Source organism: Achromobacter veterisilvae, from assembly GCF_037619525.1.
Lineage (GTDB): Bacteria > Pseudomonadota > Gammaproteobacteria > Burkholderiales > Burkholderiaceae_B > Achromobacter > Achromobacter veterisilvae.
Genome location: NZ_CP148753.1, coordinates 6,318,652 through 6,336,479, shown reverse-complemented (window position 1 = coordinate 6,336,479; position 17,828 = coordinate 6,318,652). Strand labels below are relative to the sequence as shown.

At 69.0% G+C, this 17,828-nt stretch carries 17 protein-coding genes; 3 read left to right on the top strand and 14 right to left on the bottom strand.

The window, feature by feature from the left end; genetic code table 11:
- Nucleotides 1-16 precede the first annotated feature (16 nt).
- From bla to WHX56_RS29525, 7 genes are all read right to left on the bottom strand, one after another.
- Complete coding sequence (bla, locus tag WHX56_RS29555; protein WP_338879740.1) at nucleotides 17-913, bottom strand: class A beta-lactamase; 897 nt, start codon at nucleotides 911-913, stop codon at nucleotides 17-19.
- 80 nt (nucleotides 914-993) lie between these two features.
- Nucleotides 994-1,716 carry an ABC transporter ATP-binding protein gene (locus WHX56_RS29550; protein WP_287756172.1) on the bottom strand — a complete coding sequence of 241 codons (723 nt, stop codon included), beginning with the start codon at nucleotides 1,714-1,716 and terminating at the stop codon, nucleotides 994-996.
- On the bottom strand, nucleotides 1,713-2,447 hold the full coding sequence (locus WHX56_RS29545) for an ABC transporter ATP-binding protein (RefSeq protein ID WP_338879739.1): 735 nt from the start codon (nucleotides 2,445-2,447) through the stop codon (nucleotides 1,713-1,715). Before WHX56_RS29545 ends, WHX56_RS29550 begins: the two co-directional genes overlap by 4 nt.
- Nucleotides 2,444-3,391 (bottom strand): branched-chain amino acid ABC transporter permease, encoded by a 948-nt coding sequence (locus WHX56_RS29540; RefSeq protein ID WP_129242587.1) that lies wholly within the window; start codon nucleotides 3,389-3,391, stop codon nucleotides 2,444-2,446. Before WHX56_RS29540 ends, WHX56_RS29545 begins: the two co-directional genes overlap by 4 nt.
- Nucleotides 3,388-4,251, bottom strand: coding sequence for a branched-chain amino acid ABC transporter permease (locus WHX56_RS29535; RefSeq protein WP_129242586.1), 864 nt, complete (start codon nucleotides 4,249-4,251; stop codon nucleotides 3,388-3,390). Before WHX56_RS29535 ends, WHX56_RS29540 begins: the two co-directional genes overlap by 4 nt.
- A gap of 30 nt (nucleotides 4,252-4,281) precedes the next feature.
- Nucleotides 4,282-5,490, bottom strand: a complete 1,209-nt coding sequence (locus WHX56_RS29530; protein ID WP_129242585.1) for an amino acid ABC transporter substrate-binding protein — start codon at nucleotides 5,488-5,490, stop codon at nucleotides 4,282-4,284.
- 96 nt (nucleotides 5,491-5,586) lie between these two features.
- On the bottom strand, nucleotides 5,587-6,732 hold the full coding sequence (locus tag WHX56_RS29525; RefSeq protein ID WP_338879738.1) for an MFS transporter: 1,146 nt from the start codon (nucleotides 6,730-6,732) through the stop codon (nucleotides 5,587-5,589).
- A 247-nt stretch (nucleotides 6,733-6,979) separates the two neighbouring features.
- Here WHX56_RS29525 and WHX56_RS29520 point away from each other — a divergent pair, with 247 nt between their 5' ends.
- Nucleotides 6,980-7,576: a low affinity iron permease family protein gene (locus WHX56_RS29520; RefSeq protein ID WP_338879737.1), complete on the top strand. Its 597-nt coding sequence runs from the start codon at nucleotides 6,980-6,982 to the stop codon at nucleotides 7,574-7,576.
- Nucleotides 7,577-7,608: 32 nt separating this feature from the next.
- Here the strand turns inward: WHX56_RS29520 and WHX56_RS29515 are convergent, their stop codons facing one another.
- Together WHX56_RS29515 and WHX56_RS29510 are read right to left on the bottom strand one after the other, a co-directional pair.
- Nucleotides 7,609-9,690, bottom strand: coding sequence for a PIG-L family deacetylase (locus WHX56_RS29515; RefSeq protein WP_338879736.1), 2,082 nt, complete (start codon nucleotides 9,688-9,690; stop codon nucleotides 7,609-7,611).
- A 113-nt stretch (nucleotides 9,691-9,803) separates the two neighbouring features.
- Nucleotides 9,804-10,682 (bottom strand): LysR substrate-binding domain-containing protein, encoded by an 879-nt coding sequence (locus WHX56_RS29510; RefSeq protein ID WP_338879735.1) that lies wholly within the window; start codon nucleotides 10,680-10,682, stop codon nucleotides 9,804-9,806.
- Between the two features lie 117 nt (nucleotides 10,683-10,799).
- Here WHX56_RS29510 and trpB point away from each other — a divergent pair, with 117 nt between their 5' ends.
- Entirely contained in the window at nucleotides 10,800-12,008 is a 1,209-nt protein-coding gene (trpB, locus tag WHX56_RS29505; protein WP_338879734.1) for a tryptophan synthase subunit beta, read from the top strand.
- A complete protein-coding gene (trpA, locus tag WHX56_RS29500) occupies nucleotides 12,005-12,790 on the top strand; it encodes a tryptophan synthase subunit alpha (protein ID WP_338879733.1) in 786 nt (261 codons plus the stop codon). The genes trpB and trpA overlap by 4 nt, the downstream gene beginning before the upstream one ends.
- Here the strand turns inward: trpA and WHX56_RS29495 are convergent.
- The 5 genes from WHX56_RS29495 to WHX56_RS29475 form a co-directional block, all read right to left on the bottom strand.
- Nucleotides 12,787-14,055, bottom strand: coding sequence for an FAD-binding oxidoreductase (locus WHX56_RS29495; protein WP_338879732.1), 1,269 nt, complete (start codon nucleotides 14,053-14,055; stop codon nucleotides 12,787-12,789). The genes trpA and WHX56_RS29495 overlap by 4 nt on opposite strands.
- Before the next feature lie 37 nt (nucleotides 14,056-14,092).
- Nucleotides 14,093-15,391: an NAD(P)/FAD-dependent oxidoreductase gene (locus WHX56_RS29490; protein WP_129242577.1), complete on the bottom strand. Its 1,299-nt coding sequence runs from the start codon at nucleotides 15,389-15,391 to the stop codon at nucleotides 14,093-14,095.
- Nucleotides 15,392-15,401: 10 nt separating this feature from the next.
- Nucleotides 15,402-16,133: an amino acid ABC transporter ATP-binding protein gene (locus tag WHX56_RS29485; RefSeq protein WP_129242576.1), complete on the bottom strand. Its 732-nt coding sequence runs from the start codon at nucleotides 16,131-16,133 to the stop codon at nucleotides 15,402-15,404.
- Nucleotides 16,130-16,789, bottom strand: coding sequence for an amino acid ABC transporter permease (locus tag WHX56_RS29480; protein ID WP_129242575.1), 660 nt, complete (start codon nucleotides 16,787-16,789; stop codon nucleotides 16,130-16,132). Before WHX56_RS29480 ends, WHX56_RS29485 begins: the two co-directional genes overlap by 4 nt.
- Before the next feature lie 63 nt (nucleotides 16,790-16,852).
- Nucleotides 16,853-17,608 carry a transporter substrate-binding domain-containing protein gene (locus tag WHX56_RS29475; protein ID WP_338879731.1) on the bottom strand — a complete coding sequence of 252 codons (756 nt, stop codon included), beginning with the start codon at nucleotides 17,606-17,608 and terminating at the stop codon, nucleotides 16,853-16,855.
- Between the last annotated feature and the right edge of the window lie 220 nt (nucleotides 17,609-17,828).

The following is a 17,828-nucleotide window of genomic DNA, read 5'->3' as shown; positions in this document are numbered from 1 at the left end:
CCTGCCCGCGGCGGCGCTACCCCAGCGCCGCGGCCTGCCTGCCCACTTCGGCGATGATCCGGTCGCGCTCGGCCATGGGAATGGCGGTGGTTTCCAGATAGGCGGATACGACGATGGGGGCGCCGCCGGGCGGCTGCGCGAAACCCGCGTCGTTGGCGCCCACTTGCGAGTCGGTGCCGGTTTTCTCCCCGACCTTCCAGTCCGCCGGAAAGCCCGCGCGCAGGCGCTTGCCGCCCGTGGTGCTGGCCAATAGCCAGGATTGCAGCAGCCGCCGCGATCCGGGCTGGAGGGCCGGGCCGAACAGCAGGATGCCGAGCGTGCGGCTCATGGCATGCGGGCTGGTGGTGTCCAGCGGCTCGCCCGCGTGGGGGCGGTTCAATTCTGGTTCGTAGCGGTCGTGCCGCGTGACGGTGTCGCCCAGCCCGCGGATGAAGCGGGTCAGGGCCCGCGGCCCGCCATAGCTGCGGTGCATGAGGTTGGCCGCGGTGTTGTCGCTGGTGGTGATGGTGGCCTCGCAGAGTCCGGCCAGCGTCATGCCTCGCGGACCGACGTGCAGCCGCGTGACGGGAGCGTATTCCAGGAGATCCGCCTCGGCGATCGGGATGCGCCGGTCCAGTTGGTCCTCGCCGCGGTCCGCGCGCGCCAGGATGTAGGCCGCCGCCAGCGTCTTGAACGAGCTGAGCATCAAAAAGCGTTCGTCGCCGCGATAGCCCGCGGCCTGCCCGCTGGCCGTGTCCAGCAGGGAGACGCCCAGCCGGCCCTTGCTGGCAGCTTCCAGCTTGGCGAGGGCCTGGTTCAGCGAGGCCAGGCGGCCGGCTGTCCATCGATGTTTCTGATCCGTCCGGGCGAGCGCCACGGCGGGAATTGCTCCGGCCAGCAGGGCGGCGGCGGTGAAGGTTCTTCTTGCGATCAAGGCGGTCTCCGGTGCAGGGCGACTTGCATGTTAATGCCCTGGCTCGGGCGCATGGGGCCATGTTGGCTCGCCTGACGCCCTCACACCCCCAGATACGCCTGGCGCACCTTCGGATCGCTCAACAGCGTCGCGGCGGGGCCGGCGAGCACGACGCGGCCGGTCTCCATGACGTAGCCGCGGTCGGCGCCCGACAGCGCCAGGTGGATGTCCTGTTCGACCAGCAGGACCGTCACGCCTTCGCGCCGGATGTCGGCCAGCACGCCCATGAGCTGTTCGACCACGACCGGCGCGAGGCCCAGGCTCATCTCGTCGATCATCATGAGCACGGGGGCGGCCATCAGCGCGCGCGCCATGGCGCACATCTGCTGTTCGCCGCCGGACATGCTGCCGGCAAGCTGCCTGCGCCGCTCCGACAGGCGCGGAAAGAAGCCGTAGACCTTGTCCAGGTCGCGCGCGATGTCGGCCTTGGCGCTGCGCCGATAGGCGCCCATCAGCAGATTGTCCTGCACCGTCATGCGGTCGAAGAGCTGGCGGCCCTCCGGCACTTGCACCATGCCGCAGGCGAAAGCCTGGTCGGGCGCGGCCCGGGATAGCTGCCGGCCGTCCATGACGATGCTGCCGGTGCTGGGCAGCACGCGCGACAGGGCCCTCAGCAGCGTGGTCTTGCCCGCGCCGTTGCTGCCGACCAGCGCCACGATCTCGGCGCGCCGCACTTCGATCGATACGTCGTGCAGCACGGGCAGTTCGCCGTAGCCGGCGCTCAGGCCTTCGACCTTCAATAGCGGGGCGGCGGGCTCGTTCATGCGCGCTGCTTCCCCAGGTAGGCCTGTACCACCTCCGCGTCGGCCAGCACGTCGGCGGGCGCGCCGTCGGCGATCTTTTCCCCGTGATGCAATACCAGCAGCCGGTCCGACAGGCTCTTGATGGCCTTGATGACGTGTTCGATGACCAGCACGCTGATGCCGGTCGCGCGAACCTTGCGGATCACGTCGATGACTTCGTCGATCTCGACCAGGTTCAGCCCGGCCATGACCTCGTCGCACAGCAGCACCCGGGGCTGCATGGCCAGCGCCTTGGCCAGTTCCAGCCGCTTGCGTCCCGGGCCGCCCAGTTCTTCCGCGCGCTGGCCGGCCGCGCGGCCCAGGCCGACGAAATCCAGGCAGGCGCGCGCCTGTTCGCGGGCCTTCGCCAGGTCGGGCTGACCGCCGCCGCGGCCGAACAGCGCGCCGACCGCGACGTTGTCCAGGACCGACAGGCCGGGGAAGGGCCGCATGATCTGGAAGGTCCGGCCGATGCCCAGGCGGGCCCGGCGGTAGGCGGGAAGGCCGTCTATCTGTCTGCCCTGGTAGAGGATTTCGCCTTGCGTGGGCGCGAGCGTGCCGCTGATCAGGCTGACCAGCGTGGTCTTGCCGGCGCCGTTGGGTCCGATCAGGCCCAGGATCTCGCCTTCGGCGAGCGTGAAGCTGACCTGGTTCACGGCCACCAGTCCGGCGAAGCGCCGCGTGACGTTGCGGATTTCCAGGATGGCGCTCATAGCTTGTGGGCCCGGATGTTCTCGACGAAGTAGCGCCATCCCGATTTCCGGTAGCGGCGCAGCAGGTCGGTCAGTCCGCGGGGCATCAGCACCACCGCCGCGACGATGACGGCGCCGAAGAACAGGCCCGCGGCGCTGGTGATCTCGCTGGACAGCAGCTCGGAAATGGCCGACAGGGAAAACGCGCCCACGACGGGGCCGAGCACGGTGCCCGCGCCGCCGAATACGGCCATGATGATCATCTTGACGTTCAGGCCGATATCGAAGGCGCTTTCGGGGTCCAGGAACGTGATCCAGTAGGCGTGGATGCCGCCGGCCAGCGCGCTGAACACGCCCGACAGCGCGAACGCCGCCACTTTGTAGAGCGTGGTGTTCACGCCCATGACGGCCGCGCCTTCCTCGTTCTCGCGGATGGCGATCAGGCCGAAACCGAATTTGCTGCGCGTCAGCCACGCCACGGTCAGCGTCGCCAGCACCAGCAGGCCCAGCGACAATTCGTAGAACAGCGGATCGTTGTTGAGCGGGGGCAGGACCAGGCCGATGTTCTGGCCGGCCAGTTCGATGTTGGAAACGATGGCCGTCATGACCTGCGCCAGCGCGAGGGTGGCGATGGCGAAGTAATGGCCGCGCAGCCGCAGCACCGGCATGCCCAGCAGCAGGGCGAAGGCGACGGCCAGCGCGACGCCGAGCGCCAGGCCCGCGGCGAAGGGCAGTTCCCACTGCACCATGGCGATGGCCACGCCATAGCTGCCCAGGCCATAGAAGACCGAATTGCCGAAGGACGCGTAGCCGGTGTATCCGCCGATGATGTTCCAGCCCTGGGCCAGCACGGCCAGCAGCAGGGTGTTGATGCCGAACTGCACCAGCACGTCCGAGCCGTACCAGGGCACGCCGGCCAGCGCGGCCACCGCCGCGAGCGCGAGGATGGCGCGCCAGGACTTCATGCCGCCCTGCCCAGGAGGCCGCTGGGGCGCAGGAACAGCACCAGCACCAGGATGCCGAAGCTGGCGACGTCGGCGAACGTCGGCCCCACGTACAGCGTGGTGAGCGATTCGACGATGCCCAGGAACAGTCCGCCCACCATGACGCCCAGCGGGTTGTCCAGTCCGCCGATGATGGAAATGGCGAAGCACTTCGCGGTCAGCGTGGCGCCGATATAGGGGTTGATCTGCGAGACCGTTCCATACAGGCCGCCGGCCGCGCCCGCCAGCGCCAGGCCCAGTCCGAACGTGACGGCATAGAGATGGCGCGGCTCCACCCCGTAGAGCCGCGCCGCCACCAGGTTCTGCGCGGTGGCGCGGATGGCGCGGCCCAGCCGGCTGTGCAGCAGGAACAGCCACATGCCCAGCGTCAGCGCCAGCGCCACGCCGAAGGCGGCCAGCCGCGCCACGGGCAGCGTCACGGGCCCGGCGGCGTAGCTGTCGCCCGCGTACGGAGGATTGATCGTGCGGAAGTCCGCCGAGAAGGCCAGTTGCGCCAGGTAGGTCAGCACGACCTCCAGGCCGAAGGTGATGAGCAGCGTATTGAACATGGGCGCCCGCACCACCAGGTTCAGCAGCCCGCGCTGCAGGACGTAGCCCAGCGCGAACAGGGCGGCGGCCGTCAACGGCAGGCCCAGGAAAGGGTCCACTCCCAGGTCCGTGTACAGATACCAGGAGGCATAGGCGCCCAGCATGATGAACGCGCCGTGCGCCAGGTTGACGATGTTCAGCACGCCCCACACCAGCGCCAGGCCCTGCGCCATCACGGCATACAGCCCGCCGAGCAGGATGCCGTTGACGAGGATTTGCGCGAGCAGGTCCATCGCATGCCCCGGGGTCGGCCTGGGCCGGCGCTAGCGCGCGTTCCAGGCCGGCATCGGGTACTTGGGCTGCGCGATGAAGCCCTTGGCGCCATAGATCTCGGCCAGCTCGTCGCCCTGCACCTGGATCACCACCTGCGGCAGATCGATCTGCCCCTGGGCGTTGAAGGCGACGGGGCCGTACAGGCTGTCGAAGCGGGTCTTGGCCAAGGCGTCGCGCACTTTCTGCGGGTCCAGGCTGTTGGCGCTTTCCATGGCCTGCGCCAGGGCTTCGACGTCGGCCACGCCCGAGGCCGCGTGATAGTCCGGGTCATAGCCGTACTTTGTCTTGTAGGCCTGGGCGAACTGTTCGGCGTCGCCGAACCAGCGGTCTTTCAGCACCGCGGACGGCAGCCATGCGGTCATGCCGAAGGCGTAGTCCGCGTCCGGCCCGAGCGCCTTGCGGAAATCCTCCGACGGCACGCCGACCGTGAACGAATACATCTTGGGCGCGACGGCGAGACTCTTGGCCTGGCGCACGAAATTCAGGATCTCGGTTTCGTGGCCGGCCACCAGCACCGCGTCCACCTGCTTGCTCTTGATCTGCGACAGGAGCGAGTTGAAGTCGGTGGCGTTGGTGCTGTAGCGCTCGTCCATCGCGACCCGCAGCCCGGCCGATTTCAGCAGCGGGCGGGTGCCCTGGGCGACCGACACGTCGAACGAATCGTCCGCGTACAGCAGCGCCACGCTGGCCGGCGCGGGCTTGAGCGCCTTGAGCATCTCGACCGTGCTGCCGAAGTAATTGCTGGCGGGCGCCAGGGTGCCGAATATGTACTTGAACTTGCGCGAGAAGATCTGGTCCGACGCGCCGCCGCCCTGGACCATGGGCACCTTGTACTTTTCCGAGACGGCGGAATCGGCCAGCGCGAAGTTGCTGGCGAAGGGCCCCAGCAGCAGGTTGACCTTGTCCTGGGTGACGAGCTGCGTGTACTGGCGAACGCTCAGGTTCACGTCCGACTGGTTGTCGTAGATCTTGAGCGCCAGCTTGTGGGCCACCCCGCCGATCTTCACGCCGCCGGCGGCGTTGATCCGGTCGACCGCGATCTGGTAGGCGTCGCGGTAGTAGCGTCCGGTGTTGGCGACGGGGCCGGTCAACTGGATGGAGGCGCCCAGCACGACGTCGGGCGGTTCGGCGGCTGCCGCCGCGCCTGCGGAAAGGATCAGGGCCAGGGCGGGCAGCGCATGCAATAGTCTCCGAGACATGATGATGTCTCCTTAATGGACCTTATGGACTCCATTCTCGGACTCGCTTGGTTACGTTAACCTGAACCTCGACTGCCGCCGCTTCGCGCGGGGGCTTCAGCGCCGCGCGCGAAGCAGCAGCAGAAGCGCCAGCAAGGAGCACCCGCCCGCGGCGAGAAAGCCCGCGCCATAGCCTTTGCAGCCGATCAGCGCGCCGGCCACCGGACCGGTCAGCGCGTAGGAGGCGTCCTGAAAGGCGGAGTAGTAGCCCATGGCGGTGCCGCGTTCGTGCGATGCGCAGCGGGCCACGGCCAGGGCGCCCAGCGCAGGGAAGGTCAGCGAGCAACTGCCGCCGACCAGGGCCACCGAGAACAACGCCCAGTATGCATTCGGGGCGGCCGCGAGCAGGCACAGGCCGGCCGTCTGCGCCAGCAGGGATGCGCCCGCCAGGGCTGCCAGGCGCTGCCCTTGGAGCAAATGGCCGAAGACCAGGCGCACGGCGACGAACGCCGTGCCGAAGAAGAAGAGCGCCAGCGTGACGAGCGGCCAGCCGGATGCCGAAAAATAGAGCGACACGAACGCTTCCACCGACACGAAGCCCACCGCGTGCAGAAACAGCACGGCGCCCGGCAGCAGGACCTTGCCGAACACGGAGCCGGCGGAAGACCGCTTCGGGTCGTGCCGGTTCGCGTCGCCGACGGCCAGGAGCAGGAAGAGGGCGACGGCCGGAAGCGCGAGCACCGGGCCGGCCACGCCGGGCAGTCCGAAGTGCCGGAACAACAGGATGCCCGCGGGCGCGCCGCAGGCGATCGCCCCGTATATCGAAATGCCGGTCATCGACAGCACTCTCGCGGTGCTGGCCTCTCCCAGCCGATCGATGGCCCAGATGATGGCGGCGGTAGTCAGGATGCCGACCGCCAGGCCTTGCGCGATGCGGGCGGCGACCAGGACGGGGAGCGCGGCGCCCGGCATCGCGCTGGCCGCCAGCAGCAGCAGGCCGTAAGCGGACAGGCCATACAGGCCAAGCAGGGTGCAGCGGCGCGCGCCGGCGGCGCCCAGCAGCCTGCCGACGAACATGCGGCTGGCCAGCGACGCCAGGAACTGGCTGCCGATGACGATGCCCACGGCCGTATCGCCCGCTCCGAGAGTCCCGGTGACGAACAGCGGCAGGCCGCCCAGCGAAAGACCGACGATGAAGAAGCAGATGACGACGGCGCACTGGATGCGCGCAAGACCGAAACGCGGAGAGGAGGGGGATGGCATTCGGAACCCTGGAAGTTGCGCAGGGCGGCGAATGGAATAGGACGCGCCCCGCCGAGGTTGGCAGTGCGCGTTGGCTGACGTTAACGCCTACGGTCCGATCGCGGAGCCGCGCCTTGTCTGAGCGCGGCAATGGGACGCGAAAATTCTAACAGGAATCATTCTCGTCGGTGGCGAGGCAACGAAAAAGCGGCAGGCCAGGCATGGCGCTTGCTGGAGGCCCTCCGTGCGGTTACGGCCGGGAGGGAACATGGACGCTTCCAGCGCGGGGCGCAATGGGCGGTCGAAATCGTCCCGCAGGTCCGTCGCGACTTATTTCGACCATTTCGCCGCGGCGGTTACGGCATGGGCGGGGTCGTCCATCGCCTTTGGCCTGGCGGTTGGCGTGGTGCTGCTGTGGGCGGTGACCGGCCCGATCTCCGGTTATTCCGAGGACTGGCAATTGCTCATCAATACCGGCACGACCATCGTGACCTTCCTCATGGTGTTCCTGATCCAGCAAAGCCAGAACAAGAACGACCGGGCGGTGCACCTGAAGATCGACGATCTGCTGATCGCGCTGAAAGGCGCGGACGAGGACCTGGTCGATGCCGAAACCCTGGATGAGGAAAGGCTGGTCGCGCTGGCCGCTGCGTTGACCGCGCATGCGAAGCGGATCGCGCGCGACAAGCGCAGGCGCCCGGCGGGCGAGCGGAAGCGGCCGGCGCCTGACGGGGCCAAGCGCCAGGCCATGAAGACGCCGCGCACCCGCAACGGCACGGGGCGCGACGCGCATGGCCATCGCCTCGTGGCGACGCGTCCGGTGATGGGGCGGTCCGGGCGGCGCAGGATGTCCAAGCCGCCGTAGATGGCGGGTTCGCGCCGGCCCGGCGTCCCCCGTCACTGCACGGCGGTCGGCGTGGCCGTGCGCGAAGCCTGGTTCGGCATGCGTTCCACGGTCAGCGTGCCGGGGTCGTCGGTGGCGGGGCGCACCACCACGGCCTTGCTGGCATTGTTGGCGCCGAGATTGGGCAGGTCCGAGGGGCGCGCGGCCACGGCCGCGAACGCGCCGCCGCCGCTGGACGGCACGCCATCCAGCGTCAGGCTTCCCGCCCAGGCGCCGTCGCGGCGCGACAGCACCTGGTAGCGCTGCGGTCCGCCGGCGGTGCGCGCGACGACGTACAGCGTGCCGTCGACGATGTTGATCGCGGGCGGCGACGCGGCCTGGGCGTCCAGTTGCGCCGGCTTGCCGTGCTCGACGAGCCAGAGGTGTCCGCCCGCGCGCTCCAGGATCGCAAGCACTACGTTGCCCTGCGCGTCGGCGTTGATGGCCGGGCGTCCGATGTAGGGGACGCCCAGGTCGGCCGGACCGCTCCAGTCCATGTCGAGGTCGGTGGTGTCGCCGGTTTCCAGCAGCCGGGTCAGATGGTTGTCGCTGCGCTGGCGGAAATAGAGTTCGACGCGGTTCTCGTGGTTGCGGATCGCCGCCAGGCCGCCGGCGACGGTGGGCGCGGGCACGTGGCGCCAGCCTTGCCATTCGGGGCGATGGCCCTTGGCGGCCGGCAACTGGCGCGTGTAGAAGAGTTCGCCCGCGGCCGTGACGGCGAAGACGACGTAGCGCCCGTCGGCGCCGCGCGCCGCGGCGGGGCCGCCGGTGGCGCCTTCCAGCAGGGGCAGGTCTTGCCAGGTGCTCCAGCCGCCGTCGATGCCGGACGGCGCGATCCAGTGAAGCCGCCCGTCATAGCCCAGGGCCACGGCGGCGGCCTCGCCGCGCGGCGCCACGGCCGGGATCTGCGTCACGCGCACGCCGCCCAGCGCCTGCCAGCCTTGCCAGGTGCCGTTATGGCGCTGCTTGTTCGCCCACACGCCGCCCAGCGGATCGCGCGCCATCAGGCCGGCCGTGCCGTCGGCGTGCGTGAACGAGACCAGCGGGCCGCTGGTGCGCCCGCCCAGGCTTTGCCAGCGGCGCTGGCCGGAGTCCCAGCGGTTGACGGCCGCATTGGTTTCACCCGCCGCGAACACCACGAGGCCGCCGCGTCCGTCGGGGTACAACTGCGGCGCCATATCCTGGCGCGACACGTAATAGGCGCGCTGCACCCAGGCGGCGGCCGGCCCGGCGGGTTCTTTGCAGCCCGTCGGCCCGGCGCAATAGTGGTAGTCGTTCCAGGCGTAGTGCTGGAAGATCACCGACTTGGTGGCGATCTCGGTTGCGGTCAGGTTGGTGGCGCGTTCCTGGCTCGGATAGTCGATATAGCCCGTTTCGGCATAGTTGCCGGGCACGCGCACCATGGCTTCGCGCACCAGCCGCGCGCTGGCGATGTGGTCCGGGTGCCCATGGCCGGCGCAGCGCCAGCACAACTGGGTATAGGGCACGGCGATCGTGTCGTCCAGGTGGCGCACCGTGGTGGGGGCGTATTGCCGGATCACGTCGGCGAGGGTGTCGATCAGTTGTTCGCGCGTGTAGACCTCGGCATAAGGCCCCAGCGTTTCGACGCTTTGCCCGGGTTCGGATTCGGTGCGGCTGAGCGGCGTCAGGCTGCCCCAGCCTTTGCCCAGCCAGGGGTCTTTCAGCCGCATGTGCCAGAGCTGGACGCGCGGATTGCCTTGCAGGGTGAAGCGCGCGAAATGGTGTCCGCCGGCGGTTCCGGCATCTTCTTTCCAGACGTCGGGCTCGTGCGCCATGTAGGCATAGGCGGCGCGCACGCCGCGCTCGCGGCCCAGCATATAGCCTTCGCCCTCGCCGGCGTCGCTGGCGGTCAGGTAGACCACGCGCACGCAGCCGCCCGCCTCGATGTTGGAGGCGATGTCCGGGTTCATGAACAGCAGGTCGTCATCCAGGTGGGCGACGAAAGCCAGGTCCTTGATGCCATGGCACTGCGCCAGCGTGGGAGGAGATGCGAGCGCCTGATTGGAGAGCAGAGCGGCAAGAGCGAGAAATAGCGCCTGGCCAAAGGGGCGCAGCAAGGCCATCAGGACGGACATAACAGGGCGCGGCAGAAAAGGCGCGGCGCGAAAGAGGGTTAATAAGTCCGAAAAGTATAGCGGCGGCGGACGGGCGGCTGTGGCCGGGATATGGGGCCGGATGCTCTTGGCTGCTAGGCGCTGCCCGCGCCCGCCAGCAGCCAGCCGCGCAAACGCTCCAGCGCGGCATCGGCGCGGGCGGCATCCTTGCGCGTGCAGAGGCTGAAGGCCGCGCCGCTTTCGACGAAGCCCAGCGGCGCGGCCAGCCGGCCCCGGTGCAGGTCGGCCTCGACCAGCACCGCGGGGGCGATGGCGATGCCCAGGCCGGCCGCGGCGGCTTCGAGCATGTGGCCCAGATGATCGAATTCGCGGCCGGGCCGTTGCGGGGCCAGCGGAATTCCCTGCTGCGCCGCCCAATCCTTCCAGGCGTCGGGCCGTGACGTGGTGTGCAGCAAGGGCGCGTCCAGCACGTCGGCCGGACGCCGGATGCGCGCGCCCCGCGCCGGGGCGCAGACCGGGCCGATGGTTTCCGGGAAGAGCGGGGTGACGGCCCATTCGCGGGGCCAGGCGCGGCCGGCCAGGATCAGCGCATCCACGCGCTGCGTGTTCAGCAAGGCGGGATCGGCCGCGGTTTGCAGCCTGACCCGGATGTCCGGATGCCGGGCTTCGAAATGTTCGAGCCGGGGAATGAGCCAGTTCGAAAGAAAGCTGGCCGGCGCGCCCACGGCAAGCTCCGCCGGCTGCGAGCTGCGCTTGAGTTCGTCGCAACGGCGCTCGAGCAGGTCGAACGCTTCCTGGGCGGCGCGTTGCAGGCCCAGGCCCGCCGCCGTCAGGTGGACGCCGCCCGACCGGCGCTCGAACAGCGGGCATCCCAGCCATTCCTCCAGTTGCCGGACCTGCTGGCTGACCGCGCTGTGCGTGACGCAAAGCTCCTTGGCCGCGAGGGTGAAGCTGGCTTGGCGGGCCGCGCTGTCGAAGAACCGCAGCGCATTCAGGGAGGGCAGTCGTCTCATGGATTTATGTTAGCTGAACTTACATGAATGATAAACAAATCATTGATTCCAATACAGTTTTCATGAAGATAGCATAAGGAAAAATCCTTGCTTCATCTTGCCACGGAGCCCGCGCACATGCCATCCGCCATCCATCCGGCCATCCCCGACAGCCAAGGCCAATTCGGCCCCTACGGCGGCCGCTACATGCCCGAAACGCTCATCCCGGCGCTGGACGAACTCGAACGCAGTTTCAAGGCGCTGCTGGCGGACGAAGACTTCTGGCGGACGTTCCGCGGCATGCTGGCCGATTATGTCGGCCGCCCGAGCCCGCTGTTCCTGGCCCGGGGCATTTCGCAGGAACTGGGCGGCGCGCAGGTGTACCTCAAGCGCGAAGACCTGAACCACACCGGCGCCCACAAGATCAATAACTGCCTGGGGCAGATCCTGCTTGCCCGGCGCATGGGCAAGCGGCGCATCGTCGCCGAGACCGGGGCCGGGCAGCACGGCGTGGCGACCGCCACGGTCTGCGCCCTGTACGGCCTGGAATGCGTGGTCTACATGGGGGCGGAAGACATGGCCCGCCAATCCGTCAACGTGCGCCGGATGCGCATGCTGGGGGCCGAGGTGCGCGCCGTGCACGCCGGAACCGCCACGCTGAAGGACGCCATGAACGAGGCCCTGCGGGACTGGATCGCCCATCCCGCCGACACGTACTACCTGCTGGGCACCGGCGCCGGGCCGCATCCCTATCCCTGGCTGGTGCGGGAGTTCCAGAAAGTGATCGGCGAAGAGACGCGCCAGCAGATCGCCGCCAGGACGGGGCGCATGCCCGATGCGATGGTCGCCTGCGTGGGCGGAGGCTCGAACGCCATGGGGTTCTTCTACCCCTTTCTGGAACTCGACGACGTGCGCCTGTACGGCGTCGAAGCCGGGGGACTGGGTCTGGCCAGCGGGGCGCACGCGGCAAGTATCGGCGCCGGCCGCGCGGGTGTGCTGCATGGCTGCCGCAGCTACTACCTGCAGGACGAAGACGGGCAGATCGTGAACGCGCATTCGGTGTCCGCCGGACTCGATTATCCGGGCATCGGCCCGGAACACGCGTTGCTGCATGACCGCGGGCGCGTGGCCTACGTATCCGTGACGGACGCGCAGGCCGTGTCCGCCTTTCATTGGCTGACGCGCAGGGAAGGTATTCTGCCGGCGCTGGAAAGCGCGCACGCGCTTGCCTATGTGCGTGAACTGGCGCCGCGGATGCGGAGCGACGAAATCCTCGTCGTGTGCCTGAGCGGCCGCGGCGACAAGGACCTGGACACGGTGGCGCAATTTGGCGAGGCAACCTCATGACACGGCTGGACCGCACCCTATCGGCGCTGCGCCAATCCGGACGCAGCGGGCTGGTGACCTATTTCGCGGCGGGCGATCCCGACCCCGGCGCATGCCTGGCGCTGCTGCGCGGCCTGGCCGAAGCCGGCGCCGACGTGATCGAACTGGGCATGCCGTTCAGCGACCCCGTCGCCGACGGCCCCGTCCTGCAGCAGGCCAACGTCCGGGCGCTGGCCGGCGGCCAGACCCTGAAGCGCACGCTGGCCCTGATGCGCGAATTCCGGGCGACGGACGCCAAGACGCCCGTGGTGCTGATGGGTTACCTGAATCCCATCCTGCGGCACGGCGTGGCGGCATTTCTTGCGGACGCGGCCGCGGCGGGGGTGGACGGGCTGATCGTCATCGACCTGCCGATCGAGCATGCCGGCGAGATCGGGCGGGAGGCGCGCGCTTGCGGCATCCATCTCATCCGCATGTCCGCGCCGACTTCCACGGACGAGCGGCTGGCGGAAGTGCTGCGGGACGCGAGCGGATTCGTCTATCACATCATGCTGGCGGGCACGACCGGCGCCGAGCTTCCCGACGAGCGCCGCATCGCCCGCGACCTGGGCCGCGTGCGCGCGCGCACCCGGCTGCCCGTGGCCGCGGGATTCGGCGTGAGATCGCCGGACGAGGCGCGGCTCGTCGGCCGCCATGCCGATCTGGTCGCCGTCGGCTCCTGGCTTGCGCAGACGCTGGCCGAGCGAGGCGTCGACGGCGCCCTCGACGCGGTGCGCGAGCTGGCGGCCGCCTTGCGGCCCTAGGCGTAGCGTTCGAACCGGAACGGGCGGACGTCCACCGGCGTTTCCCGTCCCTGGATGAGCGCGGCCATGGTCTCGCCCACCGCCGGGCCGATGCCGAAGCCGTGGCCGGAAAAGCCCGAGGCCAGGTAGAGCCCGGGCGCCTGCTCGACCGGCGCCATGACCGGCATGGCATCGGGCGTCACGTCGATGTAGCCGCCCCAGGACTGCGCGACGCGCGCCTGGCGGAATACCGGGAACGCGTGCAGCAGGCGGTCCCAGGCCTGGTTGACGCCGTTCGCGTAAGGCGCCGGGTCGAGTACGCGGCAGCGCTCGTAGGGCGTTTCGCGGTCGGCCGGAAAGCGGCGGGGAGTGGCCAGTTCTTCGAAGAAGCGCTTGCTGAAGCGCACGCGCACCAGCGCGTTGTTGGCGATCCAGGTGCGCAGGAATTTGCCCATGAGCCGGAAGCTGTCCGGCACGATCTCGGCCAGCGAGGCCGAGAATTGCGATACGGTGTAGCCGCCGTCGGCCCGCTTGCGGCAGGTGAAGTCCTTGCCGTTGATGGCGAGCGACACGCCGGCGTCGAACGGCTCGGTGCGCAGCACGGAACCGCGCACCTTGAGCTGGGGGAAGTCCACGCCCAGGTTGCCGCAGAACAGGCGCGACCAGCCGCCGGCGGCCACCAGCACGGCCTGGGCGCGCAGCGTGCCGCGCTCGGTGATGATGGTGTCCACGCGGCCGGCGCTTTTCTCCACGCCACGCACGGCGCAGCGTTCGAATATCAGCGCGCCGGCCTGGCGCGCGAGCGCGGCCACGCCCTCGGTCGCGATCTGCGGTTCGGCGACGCCGTCGGACGCGCTGTACAAGGCGCCCGTCCAGGCGCGCCCGGAGCGCGGCAGCAGGCGCAGCGCCGCGTCGCGCCCCAGCATTTCGGCCTGCACGCCATGGGCCCGGGCCTCGCGCAGCCAGGTTTCGTGCCCGGCGGCGTCGGCCTCGGTCTCTTGCAGATAGACCAGCCCGTTGCGGCGGTAGCCGACGTCGACCTGGGCCTGGATGTCGCTCCAGAGCCGGTTGGCGAGCAAGGCCAGGGGCACTTCGGGCTGGTCGCGGCCCAGCGTGCGCACCCAGCCCCAGTTGCGCGAGGATTGCTCGCAGGCCAGCGTGCCCTTTTCGAACAGCGCGGTGCGCACGCCGGCGCGCGCCAGGGCGAGCGCGGTGCTTGCGCCGATGATGCCGCCGCCGATGATCGCCACGTCCACGGTGGCGGGAAACTGCGTTTGAGTCGTCATGACGATAGGGAGGTGTCCGCCGCGGGGGCGGTGGCGTTCATGCGGGGAAGCCCAGCGCGTCGCGCAGGCGGTACCAGTTGATGGCCAGCGTGGCGCCGAACTGGCGGGCCGGGTAGAAGGGCATGCGTTCGATCGGCGTGACGGGGAAGTCGAGTTCGCCCGCCGGCACGCCGCGGATGGCGTCGGTCAGCACGCGGCCCAGGGCCGTGCCCATGGCCACGCCGCGCCCGCAATAGCCATAGGCGGTCCAGACGCCGGGCGCCAGTCGGTGCACGCGCGGCAGGTCGTCCATGGTCATGCCCACGCGGCAGGCCCAGCCGTGGCGCCAGGATGCGTCGGCCAGCTCGGGAAAGCGCGCGACCGCCGCGCGGCGCAACTGCTCGCTCGTCGACGCGTCGAGCTGTTCGGAGGAATGCCCGCGCCCGCCGATGACGAAGCGGCCTTCGGGATCGATGCGGCAGTAATACGTGATCTTGCGGGTTTCGGAGATGCCGGCGCGCAGCGGCATCAGTCGTTCCCGCAGGGCCGGGGGCAGCGGGTCGGTGGCGATCTGCGCGCTGGACACGTTGACGTAGGACTGCGCCACCGCCGGCCACAGCCGGTCGGTATAGGCGTCGGTCGCCAGTACCACGTGGCGCGCCTTGACGGCATGGCCGTTGACGGTCAGCGTGGCACCGCCATCGGGCCCGGGCACGATGGCGGACACCGGGGAGCGGTCGTGGATCGCGGCGCCGGCCTCGGCGGCCGCGCGCGCCAGTCCGCGCGCGAACGCCAGCGGGTGCACCGCGCCGGCGCGCTTTTCGCGCAGCCCGGCCGGCCAGAAAGTGGAGCCCGTGGCTGCCCGCATGGCGTCGGCGTCGAGGTATTCGACGTCGCCGCCGTGCGCGTTCAGTTCCTGGGCGCGGCGCTTCAGATACTCGCCGGACGCCGCCGAGAACGCGCCCTGGATCCAGCCGTTGCGCGTGGCGGCGCAGTCGATGCGCAGCCGGTCCACCAGTTCGAACAGATAGTCCGCGTTGCCGTAGGCGAAACGCGTCATCCGCGCGGCGGCGTCGGCGCCGAAGCGGCGGATCAAGGCCTTCGGTCCCGGCTTGAAGCCGGGCACCACCTGGCCGCCGTTGCGGCCGGAGGCCCGGTGGGCGATCTCATGGGCCTCGAACAGGGCGACCCGGAATCCGGCCTGGGCCAGGTGCAGGGCGGCCGACAGGCCGGTGAAGCCGCCGCCGACGACGGCGGCGTCCACCTCGAGCGGGGCGGCCAGCGCCGGCGACGCGGCGCGCGCGGGCGTGGTCGCGGCCCACAGCGAGGCCGCGGGCGAAAACAGATCGTTGTTCATGGTGCCGGAGCTACTGGGCGTGAGTGACGCGTTTGAGGAAGTCGCGCATGCGTTCGTTGCGGGGCGTGGTCAGCACTTCGCGGGACGGCCCCTGTTCGGCGATGCGGCCGCCTTCCAGGAACAGCACGCGGTCGGAGACGTTGCGCGCGAAGTCCATTTCGTGCGTGACGATGACCATCGTCATGCCTTTTTCGGCGAGCGTGCGCATGACGGACAGCACCTCGCCCACGAGTTCGGGGTCCAGCGCGGAGGTGGGTTCGTCGAACAGGATGGCCTCGGGCTCCATGGCCAGCGCGCGGGCGATGGCCACGCGCTGCTGCTGGCCGCCGGAGAGCTGCTGCGGATAGTGGTTCATCTTTTCCGCCAGCCCCACCGAGGCAAGGATCTCGCGGCCGCGCGCGGTGGCTGCCGCCAGGCTTTCGCCCTTGACGTGCACGGGCCCTTCGATGACGTTCTCGAGCGCGGTGCGGTGGGGGAACAGATTGAAGCGCTGGAACACCATGGCCACGCGCTGACGGATGTTCTGGACGTCCTTGCGGCGCGCGTCCACGGTCACGCCGTCGACCGTGATGCGTCCGCCGTCGTAGCGTTCCAGGCCGTTGATGCAGCGCAGGAGCGTGGACTTCCCGGAGCCGGAAGGGCCGATCAGGCACACGACCTCGCCCTGCCGGATTTCGGCGTCGATGCCTTCCAGCACGCGATGGGCGCCGAACGATTTGCTGAGGTTTTCGATCTTGATCATTGGCGGCGCCCCAGGCGGCGTTCAAGTTTGCCGATGCAATACATCATGGGCAGGCTCATGGCCAGGTACATGAGGGCGACCAGCGTGAAGATGGTGGCGCTCTTGAAAGTGGCCGAGGCGATCAGCTTGCTCTGCATGGACAGTTCGACCACGGTGATCACCGCAGTCTGCGACGAGTCCTTGAGCATCATCACCACGTTGTTGCCATAGGGCGGCAGGGCGACCTTGAAGGCCTGCGGCAGCACCACGCGCCGCATGAGCTTGGCGCGCGACATGCCCAGCGACTGGGCGGCCTCGAACTGCCCGGGGTCGACCGCGTCGATGCCGGAACGGAAAACCTCCGACATATAGGAGGAGTACGCCACGCCCAGGCCCAGCGCGCCGGCCTGGAAGGCCGTCAGGCTGATGCCGATCTCCGGCAGCACGAAATACATGTAGAACAGCACGACGATGATCGGAACGCCGCGGATGATGTTGGTCAGGATGCGGCTGGCGTGCGCGAGCGAGGCGATGCCGCTGACCCGCAGCAGGGCCCAGAACAGCCCGAGCGCCGTGGCGATCACCAGGGCCGCGGCGGTGATGGCGATGGTCGTCAGCACCCCCTGCATCAGCACCGGGAAGAACTCCGTGGCGTCACTGAAAAAAGACTGGAACATCTTGAGTACCTGTTATGGCGCGCCGCGGCGGACCCGGCCGCGCGGCGCGCGGGATCGGCGCGATCAGCGCGAGACGCCCCACTTCTTCATGATGGCGGCGATGGTGCCGTCCTGCTTGAGTGCGTCGATGGCGGCATTGAGCTGCTTGACGCGTTCGGCGTCGCCCTTGCGCACGGCCAGGGCGATGTTGGTCGGCATGGCCGGCTGGTAGCTCTCGACGTAGCGCACATTGCGCACGCCCTGGGTGCGCACCTGGTACGAGATCACGGGGCCATCGCCGAAGGCCGCGTCCAGGCGGCCCAGCGCCACGTCGCGCACCAGGTCGGCCATGGTCTCGTACATCTTGACCTCCTTCAGGCCGGGCGCCGATTTCAGCGGCTCGACATAGAGCGTGCCGATCTGCACGCCCACGGTCTTGCCCTTCAGGTCGGCGATGCTCTTGTAGTCGGTCTTGTCCTTCTCGGGCACGATCAGCGCCTCGCCGTACTCGACCACCAATTGCGTGAAGTCGACCACCTCGGCGCGTTGCGGCGTCTTGGCGAAGGCCGACGCGATGATGTCGATCTTGCTGGTCTGCAAGGCGGGCACCAGCGAGGCGAACGGGATGGGCATGACTTCCGCCGTGAAGCCGGCCTGCTTGCCCACCGCGTTGGCGATGTCGATCATCACGCCCTGCAGGGTGTTGGTCTTCGGGTCAAGGAAGTTGAAGGGCACCGCGGTGGGCGTGGCGCCCACCTTCACGGTCTGGGCGTGCGCGCCCGACAGCGCGGCGGCGCACAGCGCCGTCGCCAACAACGATTTCAACGTTTTGTGCAGCATCGGAATCCCCTGGGAGGCCAGAATCGCGCGCCTTGACGGTGTCTTGGACGTTCGATTTCGTCCCGTTTTGGCGCGCATTATCGTATCGAATAGCGATATGCATGTATCGCAGGTAGATTTTATAATCCGGCCAAGGAAAGCCTGTCAACATGCGGGATTCACCGCTAAGCGCTTTTTAATTAAGGGTTTTCCCGAAATGGATTCTTGCGCCAGAGCAAGA

Bases quoted from the DNA above. Each gene is read 5' to 3' on its own strand.
- WHX56_RS29550 (WP_287756172.1), bottom strand. From the start codon at position 1,716: ATGAACGAGCCCGCCGCCCCGCTATTGAAGGTCGAAGGCCTGAGCGCC.
- WHX56_RS29545 (WP_338879739.1), bottom strand. From the start codon at position 2,447: ATGAGCGCCATCCTGGAAATCCGCAACGTCACGCGGCGCTTCGCCGGA.
- WHX56_RS29540 (WP_129242587.1), bottom strand. From the start codon at position 3,391: ATGAAGTCCTGGCGCGCCATCCTCGCGCTCGCGGCGGTGGCCGCGCTG.
- WHX56_RS29535 (WP_129242586.1), bottom strand. From the start codon at position 4,251: ATGGACCTGCTCGCGCAAATCCTCGTCAACGGCATCCTGCTCGGCGGG.
- WHX56_RS29530 (WP_129242585.1), bottom strand. From the start codon at position 5,490: ATGTCTCGGAGACTATTGCATGCGCTGCCCGCCCTGGCCCTGATCCTT.
- WHX56_RS29525 (WP_338879738.1), bottom strand. From the start codon at position 6,732: ATGCCATCCCCCTCCTCTCCGCGTTTCGGTCTTGCGCGCATCCAGTGC.
- WHX56_RS29520 (WP_338879737.1), top strand. From the start codon at position 6,980: ATGGACGCTTCCAGCGCGGGGCGCAATGGGCGGTCGAAATCGTCCCGC.
- WHX56_RS29515 (WP_338879736.1), bottom strand. From the start codon at position 9,690: ATGTCCGTCCTGATGGCCTTGCTGCGCCCCTTTGGCCAGGCGCTATTT.
- WHX56_RS29510 (WP_338879735.1), bottom strand. From the start codon at position 10,682: ATGAGACGACTGCCCTCCCTGAATGCGCTGCGGTTCTTCGACAGCGCG.
- trpB (WP_338879734.1), top strand. From the start codon at position 10,800: ATGCCATCCGCCATCCATCCGGCCATCCCCGACAGCCAAGGCCAATTC.
- trpA (WP_338879733.1), top strand. From the start codon at position 12,005: ATGACACGGCTGGACCGCACCCTATCGGCGCTGCGCCAATCCGGACGC.
- WHX56_RS29495 (WP_338879732.1), bottom strand. From the start codon at position 14,055: ATGACGACTCAAACGCAGTTTCCCGCCACCGTGGACGTGGCGATCATC.
- WHX56_RS29490 (WP_129242577.1), bottom strand. From the start codon at position 15,391: ATGAACAACGATCTGTTTTCGCCCGCGGCCTCGCTGTGGGCCGCGACC.
- WHX56_RS29485 (WP_129242576.1), bottom strand. From the start codon at position 16,133: ATGATCAAGATCGAAAACCTCAGCAAATCGTTCGGCGCCCATCGCGTG.
- WHX56_RS29480 (WP_129242575.1), bottom strand. From the start codon at position 16,789: ATGTTCCAGTCTTTTTTCAGTGACGCCACGGAGTTCTTCCCGGTGCTG.
- WHX56_RS29475 (WP_338879731.1), bottom strand. From the start codon at position 17,608: ATGCTGCACAAAACGTTGAAATCGTTGTTGGCGACGGCGCTGTGCGCC.